This is a genomic window from Lutimaribacter saemankumensis (genome assembly GCF_900100005.1).
Classification (GTDB): domain Bacteria; phylum Pseudomonadota; class Alphaproteobacteria; order Rhodobacterales; family Rhodobacteraceae; genus Lutimaribacter; species Lutimaribacter saemankumensis.
On sequence record NZ_FNEB01000005.1, the window covers coordinates 206381 to 220633 of the forward strand.

Annotated in this window: 16 protein-coding genes; 7 read left to right on the forward strand and 9 right to left on the reverse strand. The window is 58.4% G+C overall.

Features of this window, described 5'->3' with window-relative positions; genetic code table 11:
• Window positions 1-9: 9 nt before the first annotated feature.
• From BLT50_RS11425 to hemJ, 6 genes are all read right to left on the reverse strand, one after another.
• The gene (locus BLT50_RS11425; RefSeq protein ID WP_090028808.1) at window positions 10-819 is read right to left on the reverse strand and encodes a ParA family protein; all 810 of its coding nucleotides are present in this window, start codon (window positions 817-819) and stop codon (window positions 10-12) included.
• Window positions 812-1423, reverse strand: coding sequence for a 16S rRNA (guanine(527)-N(7))-methyltransferase RsmG (gene rsmG / locus BLT50_RS11430; RefSeq protein ID WP_090028809.1), 612 nt, complete (start codon window positions 1421-1423; stop codon window positions 812-814). The genes BLT50_RS11425 and rsmG overlap by 8 nt, the downstream gene beginning before the upstream one ends.
• Complete coding sequence (mnmG, locus tag BLT50_RS11435) at window positions 1423-3291, reverse strand: tRNA uridine-5-carboxymethylaminomethyl(34) synthesis enzyme MnmG (RefSeq protein WP_090028889.1); 1869 nt, start codon at window positions 3289-3291, stop codon at window positions 1423-1425. The genes rsmG and mnmG overlap by 1 nt, the downstream gene beginning before the upstream one ends.
• A gap of 12 nt (window positions 3292-3303) precedes the next feature.
• Complete coding sequence (mnmE, locus tag BLT50_RS11440; protein ID WP_090028810.1) at window positions 3304-4578, reverse strand: tRNA uridine-5-carboxymethylaminomethyl(34) synthesis GTPase MnmE; 1275 nt, start codon at window positions 4576-4578, stop codon at window positions 3304-3306.
• Window positions 4579-4604: 26 nt separating this feature from the next.
• A complete protein-coding gene (gene rho / locus BLT50_RS11445) occupies window positions 4605-5876 on the reverse strand; it encodes a transcription termination factor Rho (RefSeq protein WP_090028811.1) in 1272 nt (423 codons plus the stop codon).
• 129 nt (window positions 5877-6005) lie between these two features.
• Window positions 6006-6455: a protoporphyrinogen oxidase HemJ gene (gene hemJ, locus BLT50_RS11450; protein ID WP_090028890.1), complete on the reverse strand. Its 450-nt coding sequence runs from the start codon at window positions 6453-6455 to the stop codon at window positions 6006-6008.
• Between the two features lie 408 nt (window positions 6456-6863).
• Between hemJ and BLT50_RS11455 the strand changes: the two genes are divergently transcribed.
• Genes BLT50_RS11455 through dnaQ form a run of 4 tightly spaced genes read left to right on the forward strand, consistent with a single transcriptional unit; the run spans window position 6864 to window position 9604 of the window.
• Window positions 6864-7463: a Maf family protein gene (locus BLT50_RS11455; RefSeq protein WP_090028812.1), complete on the forward strand. Its 600-nt coding sequence runs from the start codon at window positions 6864-6866 to the stop codon at window positions 7461-7463.
• On the forward strand, window positions 7460-8293 hold the full coding sequence (locus BLT50_RS11460; RefSeq protein WP_090028813.1) for a shikimate dehydrogenase: 834 nt from the start codon (window positions 7460-7462) through the stop codon (window positions 8291-8293). Before BLT50_RS11455 ends, BLT50_RS11460 begins: the two co-directional genes overlap by 4 nt.
• A complete protein-coding gene (gene coaE, locus BLT50_RS11465) occupies window positions 8290-8883 on the forward strand; it encodes a dephospho-CoA kinase (protein WP_090028814.1) in 594 nt (197 codons plus the stop codon). Before BLT50_RS11460 ends, coaE begins: the two co-directional genes overlap by 4 nt.
• Window positions 8876-9604: a DNA polymerase III subunit epsilon gene (gene dnaQ / locus BLT50_RS11470; protein WP_090028815.1), complete on the forward strand. Its 729-nt coding sequence runs from the start codon at window positions 8876-8878 to the stop codon at window positions 9602-9604. Before coaE ends, dnaQ begins: the two co-directional genes overlap by 8 nt.
• A 4-nt stretch (window positions 9605-9608) precedes the next feature.
• Here the strand turns inward: dnaQ and secB are convergent, their stop codons facing one another.
• Both secB and BLT50_RS11480 read right to left on the reverse strand, forming a co-directional pair.
• Window positions 9609-10097, reverse strand: a complete 489-nt coding sequence (gene secB / locus BLT50_RS11475; RefSeq protein ID WP_090028816.1) for a protein-export chaperone SecB — start codon at window positions 10095-10097, stop codon at window positions 9609-9611.
• A gap of 64 nt (window positions 10098-10161) precedes the next feature.
• A complete protein-coding gene (locus tag BLT50_RS11480; protein WP_090028817.1) occupies window positions 10162-10683 on the reverse strand; it encodes an FxsA family protein in 522 nt (173 codons plus the stop codon).
• A gap of 102 nt (window positions 10684-10785) precedes the next feature.
• Between BLT50_RS11480 and BLT50_RS11485 the strand changes: the two genes are divergently transcribed.
• From BLT50_RS11485 to BLT50_RS11495, 3 genes are read left to right on the forward strand one after another with little or no spacing between them, the layout of a single operon-like run.
• Window positions 10786-11448, forward strand: coding sequence for a Tim44/TimA family putative adaptor protein (locus BLT50_RS11485; RefSeq protein WP_090028818.1), 663 nt, complete (start codon window positions 10786-10788; stop codon window positions 11446-11448).
• Window positions 11448-12482 carry a murein transglycosylase A gene (mltA, locus tag BLT50_RS11490; RefSeq protein ID WP_090028819.1) on the forward strand — a complete coding sequence of 345 codons (1035 nt, stop codon included), beginning with the start codon at window positions 11448-11450 and terminating at the stop codon, window positions 12480-12482. The genes BLT50_RS11485 and mltA overlap by 1 nt, the downstream gene beginning before the upstream one ends.
• Window positions 12479-13060 (forward strand): Smr/MutS family protein, encoded by a 582-nt coding sequence (locus tag BLT50_RS11495; RefSeq protein ID WP_090028820.1) that lies wholly within the window; start codon window positions 12479-12481, stop codon window positions 13058-13060. The genes mltA and BLT50_RS11495 overlap by 4 nt, the downstream gene beginning before the upstream one ends.
• Here the strand turns inward: BLT50_RS11495 and BLT50_RS11500 are convergent.
• Window positions 13043-14206 (reverse strand): MFS transporter, encoded by a 1164-nt coding sequence (locus BLT50_RS11500; RefSeq protein WP_090028891.1) that lies wholly within the window; start codon window positions 14204-14206, stop codon window positions 13043-13045. The two genes, BLT50_RS11495 and BLT50_RS11500, sit on opposite strands and share 18 nt — an antisense overlap.
• Window positions 14207-14253: the final 47 nt, after the last annotated feature.

Sequence of the window (14253 nt, forward strand, 5' to 3'; positions counted from 1 at the left end):
GCCTCCAACCTATGCCGCGAGTTTTGCGTGATTCTGCAGGATTTCCCGTGCCAAAGCCATATATGCCAGCGCGCCCCTGGACGTCGGATCGTAGTCCAGCACCGGGACAGCATAGGATGGGGCCTCGGACACACGGACATTACGCGGAATCACTGTTTTAAACACCAACTCTCCGAGATTGTCCCTGGCGTCCTGCTCAACCTGCTGACTCAACCTGTTGCGTTTGTCGTACATGGTCAACACAACACCTTCGATTCTCAGGTTCGGATTGGCTGTCTGACGGACCTCTCTGATGGTCAGCATCAATTGCGACAAGCCCTCCAGCGCAAAGAACTCCGACTGCAGAGGAACGAGAACCGAATGCGCTGCCACCATTGCATTGACGGTTAAAAGATTAAGCGACGGCGGGCAGTCGATCAGTATGTAATCGAAGCGAAAGTCATCCATCGCGTGTTGACGCAAAGCGTCGTGCAAAAGAAAGCTTCGCTTTTCATTCGAAATGAGCTCGATATCCGCCGAGCTCAGGTCAATCGTCGCCGGAACGATAAAGAGGTTTTCGGTTTCGGTCTGCTGAATGACGTCTTTTAGGGCAATATCTTCCAGAAGCAGCTCGTAGGTCGTGTATTCGCGGTCATCCACCTCGACACCAAGCCCTGTGGATGCGTTTCCCTGGGGGTCAAGATCGATAATCAAAACGCGCTGGCCCTGCGCAGACATGGCCGCAGCCAGGTTTATTGCCGTCGTGGTTTTTCCCACCCCACCCTTTTGGTTTGCAACAGCGATGATGCGCGGCCCGGGGGGGCGTGTTGGGTCAGACACGGGCGACTCCTTCGATCCTCAGGATGACGGATTTTTCTTCTGTTTCACTTCTATACGGCTCGCAAGAGAATTCCCACGCCTGCCTTGCGTGGAAAAGCTCTTTTTCCCAAGTCGCTCCCTTGGGAAACAGCCCGGTAAACCCCTTGGCCCCATGCCTTTCCGCGTAGCCCAGCAGCGTCGACAAGTCCGCCAGCGCGCGGGCCGAGATAACGTCTGCCCCCTGGGGCTCGACGCTCTCAATGCGCCCGCTCACCACATCCGCATCCACGCTGGTTTCGCGAATAACCGTTCTAAGGAACGCGCATTTTCTCTGGTCGCTTTCGACCAGAACGACACGGCCCTGCGGGTTGATCTCATTTGCAGCAATCGCAACGACAAGCCCGGGAAAACCGCCGCCACTGCCCAGATCCACCCATTTTTTCCAATTCAGCGGGGCCAGCGAGATAATCTGCAATGAATCCCGGATGTGGCGCCCCCACGCGTCTGCGAGCGTGGATTTACTTACAAGGTTGATCCTTGGGTTCCATTTTTCCAACAAAGCGACGTAAGTTTGCAACCGCTCTGTTGTTTCACGTGAAACATCAACCTTGGGCGCGAAACGCATCACGCTGTTTTCTCTCGTTTTTCACGGCGCAGACGGGCCAGAATGAGCGTCAAAGCGGCTGGCGTCATCCCGTCAATCCGCGCCGCCTGGGCAAGGTTTCCAGGGCGCGTTGCCTCAAGCTTCGTTTTGAGTTCGTTGGATAGCCCGTCAATAAGGGCAAAATCAAAGCTTGCGGGAATAGCCTGCTGTTCATCCCGCTTCATCGCCTCCACATCGCGCTTTTGCCGCTCGATGTAATTTGCATACAGCGCATCCTTTTCAAGCTGACGGCGCGCTTCTTCGTCAACATCCTGCAGCGTAGGATCAAGTCGCGCCACCTCCTCAAACCCGACATCGGGAAAGGCCAGAAGCTGGAATCCGCTTCGGCGCGCGCCATCCTGATTTACCGAAACACCCAACGCAGCCACTTCGCGTGGCGTAAAGGTCTGACGCTCCAAAAGATTTCTGCCGGACTCTAGTCGCTGCATTTTCTCTTCGAACGCCTGCTTTCGAGGTTCGCCCACGCAGCCTGCCGCCAATCCAATCGGCGTCAAGCGCTGGTCTGCGTTGTCGGCGCGCAGCGACAACCTGAACTCTGCTCGGGACGTGAACATGCGATAAGGCTCGCTAACACCCCGGGTCGTTAGATCATCGATCATCACGCCTATGTAGCTGTCGGACCGGCTGAACACCACGGGATCCTTCCCAAGCGCCTCGGCCGCCGCGTTCAGTCCGGCCACCAGCCCCTGGGCGGCCGCCTCTTCGTATCCTGTCGTTCCGTTGATCTGTCCAGCCAGATACAAGCCCGGCACATCACGAACGGCCAGCCGGAGATCCAGCGCGCGCGGATCGACATAGTCATACTCAATCGCATACCCAGGCTGCAGAATAACCGCCTCCTCTAGTCCGAAAATCGAACGGACATAGGCGTGCTGCACATCCTCCGGCAGGGATGTCGAAATTCCGTTGGGGTATACCGTGTGATCGTCCAGCCCCTCAGGCTCAAGAAATATCTGATGCGACGGCTTGTCCGAAAACCGGACGATCTTGTCTTCGATGGATGGGCAATAGCGCGGGCCCACGCCCTCGATATGTCCGCCGTACATGGCAGACCGCGAAAGGTTCTTCTGAATGATTTCATGCGTTTCTTCGTTCGTGTGCGTGATCCCACACGAAACCTGGCGAACGAATGGGTCACGAGAGAGGAAGGAAAACATGACCGGATCGTCGTCGCCGGGCTGCTCTTCCAGCTTGTCCCAGGCGATCGTGCGCCCATCCAGCCGCGGCGGCGTTCCCGTCTTTAGCCGGCCGAGCGGCAACGCGAAGCTGTCTATTCTTTCCGCAAGCTTCACAGAGGGCTTATCGCCCATACGCCCGCCGGGGCGCGATACGTCCCCGATATGAATGACGCCGCGCAAGAAGGTGCCCGTCGTAAGAACGACTGCCTTTGCCCGAACCTCGCTACCGTCACCCAAGACAAGGCCCGACACGCGATCGCCGCTCATCAGGAAATCGACGGCCTCGCCCTCGATAATGGATAGGCCTTCCTGCCCTTCCATCTCGGCAAGCATCTCTTTCCGATAGATTTTACGATCGGACTGGGCGCGGGGCCCCTGCACTGCCGGACCTTTTCTGCGGTTAAGCAGCCGGAACTGAATGCCCGCCTTATCCGCAACGCGCCCCATCACACCGTCCAGCGCGTCGATCTCGCGCACCAGATGGCCTTTGCCAAGCCCGCCGATGGCCGGATTACAGGACATGACGCCAATTCCATCCCGCGTCAGCGTCACAAGCGCAGTCCGCGCGCCCATCCGCGCAGCTGCATGAGCAGCATCGGCGCCAGCGTGACCGCCGCCAACCACCAGAACGTCGAAGTCAAAATGTTTCACGTGAAACACTCCTTACTTCCCAAGACAAAAGCTGGCAAAGATTTCGTCCAGCAAGTTCTCGACATCTATGCGACCAAGCAAGGATTCAAGGGCCCGAACAACATTCCTCAATTCCTCTGCGGCCAGATCATACTGTTCGGTACCGATTCTGACATGATCAACAGCCGCCTCTAGGCCGGAAATTGCCTGAGCCAATGCAAGACGGTGGCGCTCTCTCGTTGCCAGCCCGGCCTGCGCCGCCTGACCCTTCAATCGGTTCGTGATCTCTGTCACAAGCTCGCCGACGCCGTGCCCCGTCAAACCCGAAACGCCAGCCCCACGCAGGTCGGCTTTGGCCTGGATCACGATGTCGCCTTCCTTCGGTGTCAGCTCGGGTGGCTGCCCGTCTACAAGAAACACCCGCAAGTCCGCACGCATTGCTCTTTCCCGCGCGCGTGCAATTCCAATTCCCTCAACGTGATCTTCAGTTTCTCGGATTCCGGCGGTATCCAGAACCGTTACCGGCAATCCTCCCAGGTCCATACGCACTTCGATTACGTCCCGTGTCGTACCGGCATATTCCGACGTTATCGCCGCCTCGCGACCTGCCAGAGCATTTAGCAGTGTGGATTTACCAACATTCGGCGCCCCAACGATCGCGACTTCAAAGCCCGATCGCACCCGCTCTGCCGCATCAATTCCCTTTAATTGCTCGGCAACGCTCTGACGGGTTTTCTCCGTCAACGCGATCACCTCAACGGATACGTCCTCTGGAACTTCCTCATCCGCAAAATCAATCGTTGCTTCCAGTAATGCCGCTGCACGTATCAGATCACGCCGCCAAATTTCGGCTTTTTGGCCAATCGCTCCATCCAGAAGCCGTTGTGCCTGTATGCGCTGTGCCTCGGTTTCGGATTCGATCAGATCTGCCAAACCTTCGACTTGCGTCAGGTCCAGCCGCCCGTTTTCAAGCGCACGGCGCGTGAACTCTCCGGGCTCGGCCATCCGCAAGCCATCGACCTCACCAAGGGACCGCAACACCGCCGACGTGATCGCAACCGATCCGTGGCATTGAAACTCAACAACGTCTTCGCCGGTAAAGCTATGTCCGGCTTCAAAGCACAAAACCAGAGCCTCATCCAAAACGCCGCCCTGCTTATCCCGCAAGCGGCGCACGCTTGCCCGACGCACGGACGGAACCGGCCCGGCGAGTTGCTCACAAGCTGCGAATGCCGACGGGCCGGAAACACGGATCACCGCAACTCCGGCCTTGCCGGCAGCTGTGGCAAGGGCAAAAATCGTGTCCATCGGTCAAACCTCGGCGCCTGCGCGCGTCAGGTGTTCATGGAATCGAAGAATTCCGAATTCGTCTTGGTCTGCTTCAGCTTGGAGATCAGGAACTCGATAGCATCCGTAGTGCCCATCGGATTCAGAATCCGGCGCAGGACATAGGTCTTGGCCAGATCGGCCTTGTCGACCAGAAGATCCTCTTTCCGGGTGCCAGATTTGAGGATGTCGATCGCCGGGAACACGCGTTTGTCGGCAACTTTGCGATCCAGAACGATTTCGCTGTTACCCGTACCTTTGAATTCTTCAAAGATCACTTCGTCCATTCGGCTGCCGGTATCGATGAGTGCGGTCGCGATGATCGTCAGAGAACCGCCCTCTTCAACGTTACGCGCCGCACCGAAGAAACGCTTGGGCCGCTGAAGCGCGTTTGCATCGACACCACCAGTCAGAACCTTGCCGGAAGACGGCACAACTGTGTTGAACGCCCTACCAAGTCTTGTGATTGAGTCGAGAAGAATAACAACATCTCGTTTATGCTCGACCAGGCGCTTGGCTTTTTCGATCACCATTTCCGACACGGCAACGTGACGCGTGGCCGGTTCGTCAAACGTGGACGAGATCACCTCACCCTTCACGCTGCGCTGCATGTCGGTCACTTCTTCGGGGCGTTCGTCGATCAGCAGAACGATCAGATACACCTCGGGGTGATTGGTTTCGATCGAATGCGCGATATTCTGAAGCAGAACGGTCTTACCCGTCCGCGGCGGCGCCACGATCAAGGAACGCTGCCCTTTCCCGATCGGGGAAACCAGGTCGATGATCCGGGCTGAACGATCCTTGATCGTCGGATCTTCGATCTCCATCTTCAGCCGCTCATCGGGGTAAAGCGGCGTCAGGTTGTCGAACGCGATCTTGTGGCGCGCCTTGTCCGGCTCTTCGAAGTTGATCGAATTGACGCTGGTCAGCGCAAAGTAACGCTCGTTGTCATCCGGCGCCTTGATGACACCCTCGACGGTGTCACCCGTACGCAGCGCATACTGCCGGATCATGTCTGGCGAAACGTAGATATCGTCGGGACCGGGCAAGTAGTTCGCTTCGGGCGAACGCAGGAACCCGAATCCATCCTGCAAAACCTCAAGAACGCCGTCACCGCCGATTTCCCAGCCCTCATCCGCCATCTCGCGGAGGATCTGGAACATCATTTCGCCTTTGCGCATCGTCGACGCGTTTTCGATTTCCAGCTCTTCGGCCATGGCCAACAGATCTTTCGGGCTTTTTGCCTTCAGCTCGGCCAGGTTCAGACGGTTCTCGGACATTGGATTACACCTTGCATACCCAGCCACGCCTAGCGCGGCCAAAGTTCAGTTCTTTGAATGGAAGATATCCACCCGGACGGGCGGCTTAACCGGGCTTTTACGCCTGCACGCGATCCGAGTCAAACAAACTCAGAACTTCACGACGACGGACAGAACGATCACAATCATCAAAATCGTCGGGACTTCGTTCATCATGCGATAGTTTCGGCCACTCAACGTATTGTTGCCCGCTGCAAAATCCTTGAGCCGCAATCCAAGCCAATAATGAAACCACGTCATCGCAAGAACGGATGCAGCCTTTGTCCAGGGCCAGACCATCCCCCAATCCACGATTCCGGGGGTAAACACCAACGCCAGCCCAAACACCCACACGACGACCATCGACGGATTCATGATATAGCGAAAAAGCTTGTACTCCATGATCCTGAAAACCTGGTCCCGAGGATCACCGGTTTCCGCCTGTTCAGCATGGTAAACAAAAAGCCTCGGTAGATAGAAAATACCTGCCATCCAGGTGATCACTGCCATGATATGAATGGCCTTGTTCCAAGGATAAAGCGTGGCAAGAAGGTCGGACATACAGAAGCCTCGGATCGAACGGCCCATCCTTATAATCATTAAATATATAAAGAAAGAGATGATGATTTTGTTGGGGGCCGTCACGTCCGTGGATTACGTGGTTATCACGGTCTTTCCCACAGGGTGAATGTTTTAATCCAAGCCAAAGGAACAAGTTGAGAAGGCGGAAAAAACATATTAAAAACAGATACTTAATTACGAAACATCGAAAATTCCTTGTGTATAACTATCTGGATTAATCCAAGGAACTCAGGCTTTCCACAGAAGCAGACTTATCCTTTTCACAGGTGAACGACTCGTTGAAGAACGCGCTGGGTTTCCCGGCTTATCCTCTCTCGGATCGAAGCGGTGGATTTACCCCGCCTTCTTCCTTAAGAAATCCTTTAGGTTTCCCACGGAATTATCCACATGGCGAAAAAAATCATACTCGCATCGGGGTCTTCGATCCGCCAGCAAATGCTGAATCGGGCGGGTGTCGATTTCGACGTTCAGATCGCCCGTGTCGACGAAGACATGATACGCGATGCCCTTCTGGCAGAAGACGCCTCGGCGCGCGACATTGCCGATACCCTGGCCGAGATGAAGGCCCGGAAAGTCAGCGACCGGAATCTGGGGGCGCTGGTGATTGGGTGCGATCAGGTTCTCAGCTTTGAAAACCGCCTCCTGACCAAACCGAAAACCCGTGAAAACGCCGCCAGCCAGCTCCGGGAACTGCGTGGCAAGCGTCATCAGCTTTTGTCAGCAGCGGTGATCTGCGAAGACGGTCAGCCGATCTGGCGTTTTGTGGGCACCGTGCGCCTTTTGGTGCGCGACTTCTCCGATGCATTCCTGGATGGCTATCTCGATCGGAACTGGCCGGGTATTTCCGACAGTGTCGGAGGCTACAAACTGGAAGAGGAAGGCGTGCGCTTGTTCTCTCGTGTCGAAGGCGATTACTTTACCGTGCTTGGTATGCCGCTTCTTGAGCTTCTGTCGTACCTGACGCTGCGGGGGGATCTGCAACAATGACGTTACCGCGTATTCCGCTGGCCGGGGTTATCGGCTCGCCCATCGCCCACTCGAAATCCCCGCAACTGCATCGGCACTGGCTGAAAACCTATGGAATTCCCGGTTACTATATCCCTATGGACGTTTCCCCGGAAAACCTGAGCGAGGTGGTGACCACGCTCCCCAAGGCGGGTTTTGTCGGTGTGAACATCACCGTCCCGCACAAGGAAAAGGTGATGGAGATTGCCGATCTCATCACAGACAGGGCAATCCTGATCGGCGCGGCGAACACCCTGATCTTCCGTAAGGATGGTAAAATCCATGCGGATAACACCGACGGGTACGGTTTCGTTGAAAACCTGCGGCAGGGCGCGCCCAACTGGAACCCAAAGGCAGGTCCGGCCGCGGTTCTGGGTGCGGGTGGCGCGGCGCGCGCGGTTATCGCATCCCTTCTGGATGTGGGGGTGCCTGAGATCCTGATTTCCAACCGTACGCGCATCAGGGCCGACGCGCTTCAGCAGGATTTCGGAAAACGGTTGAAGGTCGTCGATTGGGTGCAAGCCGGCAACATGCTGGAAGAGGCGGTTACCGTCGTGAACACAACAAGCCTGGGAATGATCGGCAAGCCCGAGCTGCGCGTTCCCCTCGATGGTCTGCGACCGGGTGCCGTTGTCACCGATCTTGTCTACGCGCCCCTGCAAACCCGCCTTCTACGTGTGGCCGAGGAAATGGGCTGCGTAACCGTGGACGGGTTGGGCATGTTGCTCCATCAGGCCGTGCCTGCATTCGAACGCTGGTTCGGCGTGCGCCCGACAGTCGATGCAGCAGCAAGAGCTGCGGCCCTGCGATGACGTTTCGTCTTGGCCTGACAGGGTCGATCGGTATGGGGAAATCGACCACCGCCAAATTGTTCGCCCAGGAAGGTTGCGCCGTTTGGGACGCGGATGCAGCCGTGCACCGCCTTTATGCCAAAGGTGGCGCCGCGGTTTCGCCGATGGCAGAGGCGTTCCCTGGCGCAATCGACAACGGCATGGTTTCACGCGAAAAACTAAAGGAAATCATCGCACAGGATCCGACAGCCCTTAAGCGGATAGAACAGATCGTCCATCCGCTGCTTGGAAATGATCGCGCCGAGTTTGTTGAAAACGCAAAGTCGGACATACTGGTTTTCGACATTCCGCTTCTGTACGAAACCGGGGGCGAAGCCCGCATGGATGCTGTTGCCGTGGTTTCGGTCGATGCCGACACCCAGCGCGATCGCGTTCTGGCCCGCGGCACCATGAGCGAACAACAATTCGAAGCGATCCGCGCAAAACAGATGCCCGACGCGGAAAAACGGGCGCGCGCGGACTATGTGATCGTGACGGATACGTTGGACCATGCCCGCCAACAGGTGCAGGATGTGATTGCCGACATAAGGAAACGGATGAAAAATGCGTGAGATCGTACTCGATACCGAAACCACGGGGTTTGAACCGGACCAGGGTGACCGGATCGTCGAAATCGGCGCGATCGAGCTGTATAATCATATGCCGACCGGGCGCACCTATCACCAGTATATTAACCCCGAACGCGACATGCCCGACGGCGCGTTCGAAATTCACGGCATCGGACCGGATCTTCTGACCAACCCCCGCCCGCCAAAGGATGGCGAGGTGATCTTGCGCGACAAGCCCGTTTTCAAAGAGGTCGGTCAGGCCTTTTTCGAATTCGTGGGCGATGCCAAGCTTGTCATTCACAATGCCGCCTTCGACATGAAGTTCCTGAATGCCGAACTGCGCTGGATCGGCCTACCGCAACTCGAGTGGGAACGCGCCATCGACACGCTGGCGATTGCGCGTCAGAAATTTCCGGGCTCTCCCGCCTCGCTGGACGCACTTTGCCGCCGCTTCGGCATCGACAACTCTTCGCGTACGTTGCACGGCGCTCTCCTTGACTCGGAAATCCTGGCAGAAGTGTACCTCGAGCTGATCGGTGGACGTCAGCCAGATTTCGCGCTTGCCACGGTGTCGACCGAAAGCGGCGACAGCAGCGATACGACGTGGAAGCCCCGCCCTCGCCAAGTGCCGCTGCCGTCAAGGATCACCAATGAAGAAGCCGCCGCCCACGAAGCCTTTGTAAAGGCGATGGGCGACGGCTCACTCTGGTCGAAAATGGGCTGACGGATCAGGCGTTTGCCTGACCGTTGCCCTGTTCCTGCTGCCGGCGCAGCAATTCGTTGCGATAAAGCTGAACGAAATCGATGTTTTCCAGGTTCAGCGGGGGGAACCCACCGTCACGGGTGACGTCCGACACGATCCGGCGCACGAACGGGAACAGCATCCGCGGACACTCGATCAGAAGGAATGGATGCATCTGGTCATCCGGCACACCTTCGATGTGGAAGACGCCTGCATAGTCCAGCTCCAGAAGGAAAAGGCGCGCATCGCTACCTTTTGCTTTCGATTCCACCTGCAGCTTGATCGTCACCTCGAACTGGTGATCGGCGTTGCGCTTTTTCGCATCCAGGTTCACCTGAACCTGAACATCCGGCTGCACCTCGCCCTGCACGCCTTTCTGCGCAAGGATATTTTCGAAAGAAAGGTCGCGAATGAATTGTGTCAGGATGTTCATCTTGACCTGGGGCGCCTGCTGCGCGCCTTGGGTATCGGCCATGTCTATTATTCTCCAGAACCGTTTCGAAACTTGCGCGTTTTCTTAGCAGGATGGTTTGGGGGCCTCAATGCTTGGTCCATCCTGACGGACGATGCGTTGGACGCTTGGGCGGCTCTACCTGAACGGCGTCTTCGTCCACTTCGTGAAATTCACCATCGATCACATCGTCGCGCGCGGGTCGCCTCGGGTCATACGGATCACGCGGGCGGGGGCCATCTGGCCCGAAATGAACGCTCTGCACCTGAATACGGGATCGCACATAGGCCAGCACTGCCTTTCTTACCGGCGGCAACAGCAACGACAGCCCCAACGCGTCCGTAAAAAAGCCCGGCGTCAAAAGAAGAACGCCAGCGACAAGGATCATCGCACCGTGGGCCAACGGTTCTGTCGGATCGCGCAATTCATTGAAGGAACGCTGCAAATCCTGCATCGCAAGCGCCCCCTGCGCCCGCATCAACATTGTGCCGGCCACAGCGGTAAGCACAACAATCCCCAGCGTCGGCCATGTGCCGATTGCGCCTCCAACCTGGATGAACAGGGCAATTTCGATGATGGGAACGGCGATGAACGCCAGCAGCAACCACATGCCACCCTCCTTTTTTGACGGGCCTCGCGGTGGACTCGGCCCGGTGCGTCACCTACATAGGTTCGGTGAGCGCCCGTTACCATGCCCCGTTAAGAGGATACGATGAACAACCCCATTCTTCAGCTTCTGGTTTTGGCCGGCATTGCTGTGTTTTTGATCCTGCGGCTAAAAAGCGTGCTGGGCTCCCGTGAAGGGTTCGAACGCCCGCCATCGCAAGTGAACCGCTCTGGTGACGAGCCGCGCCGCCCTGGCCTTTCGGTGATCGAGGGCGGGCCGGATCACGACATCATCGACCACGCCCAGGAAGGCAGCGAAACCGCAAAGGCCCTCGCCGCGATGAAGCGGATCGAACCCTCTTTTGCCGTGGGTGATTTCCTTCAGGGCGCGCGGGGCGCATATGAAATGATCCTGATGGGGTTCGAACGCGGCGACCTGGCCGAGATCAAGCCGTTCCTTTCCAATGATATCTACGAGGCTTTCGCCGAAGTTGTCGAAGCTCGGGAAAAGCAGGGCCTCACGGTCGAGGCGGACTTTGTCGGCCTGCGCGAACTCGCACTGGACAGCGCGACCTTCGACGACACCACCAAGGAAGCCGAGGTAACGGTGCGCTTTGTCGGCGAACTGACATCCGTCGTGCGCGACAATGCGGGCGAAATCATCGAAGGCAAGCCGAACGAGATCAAGCGCCAGCGCGATGTCTGGACCTTTGCGCGCGTGATGGGGAGCAACGACCCCAACTGGCAGCTGGTCGCCACGGGTGAGTGATGCGTGCGGCGCTGCGTGCGGCAATTCTGGCGGGATTGGTCATGACCGCACCAGCCAGCGCCGAAACCACCTACAAGGTTCTTGATTTTTCGGACCTGGGCGGCTGGGAACAAGACGATCACGCGGCCGCCCTTAGCGTTTTTCGCAAGACCTGCATCGATATGCAGGCCCCGGACTGGCAAAGCCTCTGCGCGGTTGCGGAAAACATCGAAAGCCCGCGCGCATTCTTCGAGCTCTTTTTTCGCCCGGTCCTGATCGAGGACGGGGAACAGGCGCTTTTCACCGGGTATTTCGAACCCGAACTTGACGGAAAGCTGCGCCCCGACGGGCGCTTCCGGTATCCGGTCTACAGCATGCCGCCCGAAGCGCGCCGCGCAGCCAGGTGGCATAGCCGCCGCGAAATCGAAGAGGGCCCCGTGCTGCAGGGGCGCGGGCTTGAAATCGCCTGGGTCGACGATCCGGTCGAACTGTTCTTTCTCCAGGTCCAGGGCTCGGGCCGGATCAGATTGCAGAACGGCCGCACGATCCGGGTTGGATATGCGGGCTCGAACGGGCATGACTACAGATCCATCGGGGTCGAACTGGTAAGGCGCGGCGTGTACAAGCCGCACCAGGTCTCGGCGCAGGTGATCAAGAACTGGGTTAACCGAAACCCGCTCGAGGGGCAGGAACTGCTCTGGCACAATCCCTCTTACGTGTTCTTCCGCGAAGTATCCGAGGTTCCGGCCGAACTGGGCCCGCTCGGCGCGATGAACCGCTCCATCACGACCATGCGCTCAATCGCCGTAGATCCGCGATATGTCCCCCTGGGCGCGCCTGTCTGGATCGAAAAGGAAGGCCAGAACCCGCTGCGCCGCCTGATGGTCGCGCAGGACACAGGGTCGGCCATCAAGGGCGCGCAGCGCGCCGACATTTTCTTTGGCACCGGCGATCAGGCAGGACGTGCCGCAGGCCGGCTGCGGGATCCGGGACGCATGATGGTTCTGCTGCCCATCCAGCGCGCCTATGCCCTCTTGCCCGAGGGTGAGCAGTGACCCGGCGCCGGTTAAGGCCGGACGAGGTCGAGCTTTGGCGCAAGGTGGCCGATACCACGCAACGCCTGCATCCCGAACGCAAACCGAAGGATGGCCCCCGGCCAAAACCCAAGCCGGTAAAAGAGCCCAAGACTCGCATCCCGGATTTCACGCTTGGGCAGACCGCCCAGCCAATCGGCGGTACACACGATCTGGCGCCAACGTTACGCGACGCCCTGGACCGGGCGCCGGTCGCGATGGATCGCAAGACATTCACCCGAATGAAAAAGGGAAAGCTGGTCCCCGAGGCGCGGATCGACCTGCACGGTATGACGCTGGACCATGCGCATTCCGCGCTGACCCGGTTCATCCTGACGCAGCACGCCAAGGGCCGCCGTCTTGTCCTGGTCATAACGGGCAAGGGCAAGGATCGCGACCACGACGGCCCGATCCCGGTGCGTCGCGGGGTGCTCAAGCATCAGGTCCCGCAATGGATGGCCATGCCGCCCTTGGCGCAGGCAATCCTTCAGGTCACGCCCGCCCACATATCCCATGGTGGTGACGGCGCCTATTACGTCTATCTACGCCGCCACAGGTAGATCCTGACGCGCGCCAAGAACGCCGATTGTCATCATGAGTGTCGCCAGCAGGAAATAGGCCGCGACACCGAGGTACTGGACTTCAAGGCCGACGCCCAGATCGATCAGTACACCCGTGATCCCCGGTCCGATTGCAGACCCCAGCACCATGACCGCAGCGGCCATCGCCTTGATCGCGCCGATATGGCCAGTCCCGTAGAACTCAGCCCAGAACGCGTTGATCAGGGTCGAATTGGCACCCGTCGTCACGGCAAGGAAAAACAAGCCGACCAGCGCGCCCGCGGGCGAGCTTGCCATGGAAAACGCAATGAAGGCAGCCACCATCGGCAGTTGGTACATCGGCATCAGCCGTGCCGTTCCCCACTTGTCCAGCGCCCAGCCCGAAATCACCATCGCGCCGATGCTCATCGCGGTGAAGACCGGGAAAAGTGCGACCAGTTCCAGATGCGCCCAACCCTTGATTTCGGCGAAATGGACCTGCTGGAAAAAGAACGCGGTGTTGAAGGCCGACGGCCCAAGCAATGCGGGGACCATGAACCAGAAAAGCCGGTGCCGAAATGCCTGCCCGCGCGTCCAGTGCCGCCCGCCCATTCCCGGCGCCTGGTTTTCACGGGCCATGGATTGCGGCGTACGCTCATTGCGCAGAAGCGCGATGAGGATGGGTATTCCCAGCAGGGCCATCGCGGCCGCAACCATCCACAGGCTGCGCCATCCCACCGGGCCCATCAGCCAAACGAAAACGATCGGCAACAATGCCTCTCCGACCGCGAAGCCCAGCAGGGCAACCGACAAGGCCCGCCCGCGTGTCTTCACGAACCAGCGCGACATCGCCACGACGGCCACATGGCTTGTCATGCCCTGGCCGCAAAACCGAAGCGCCAGTATGACGCCCGGCAAGACCCATGCGCTTTGCGCTGTGGCCATCCACGTACAGGCGCCGGCCAGCAGAACCAGAACAACGGGGGCCAGTGTCCGCACGCGGAACCGGTCGGTCAGCCCTCCGGCCCACACCATGACGGCAGCGGAAACCGCGGTTCCCAGCGTATAGATCCCGCCCCATTGCCCGTGGCTCAGTCCGAATTCGTCCCGGATTTCCCCCGCGAACAGCGAGATGAAAAAGGTTTGCCCAAAGCTTGAAAGGAACATCAAAAGCGCCCCGACCGACAGCCAGTTGGCGTTCAGCCGAAAGAACT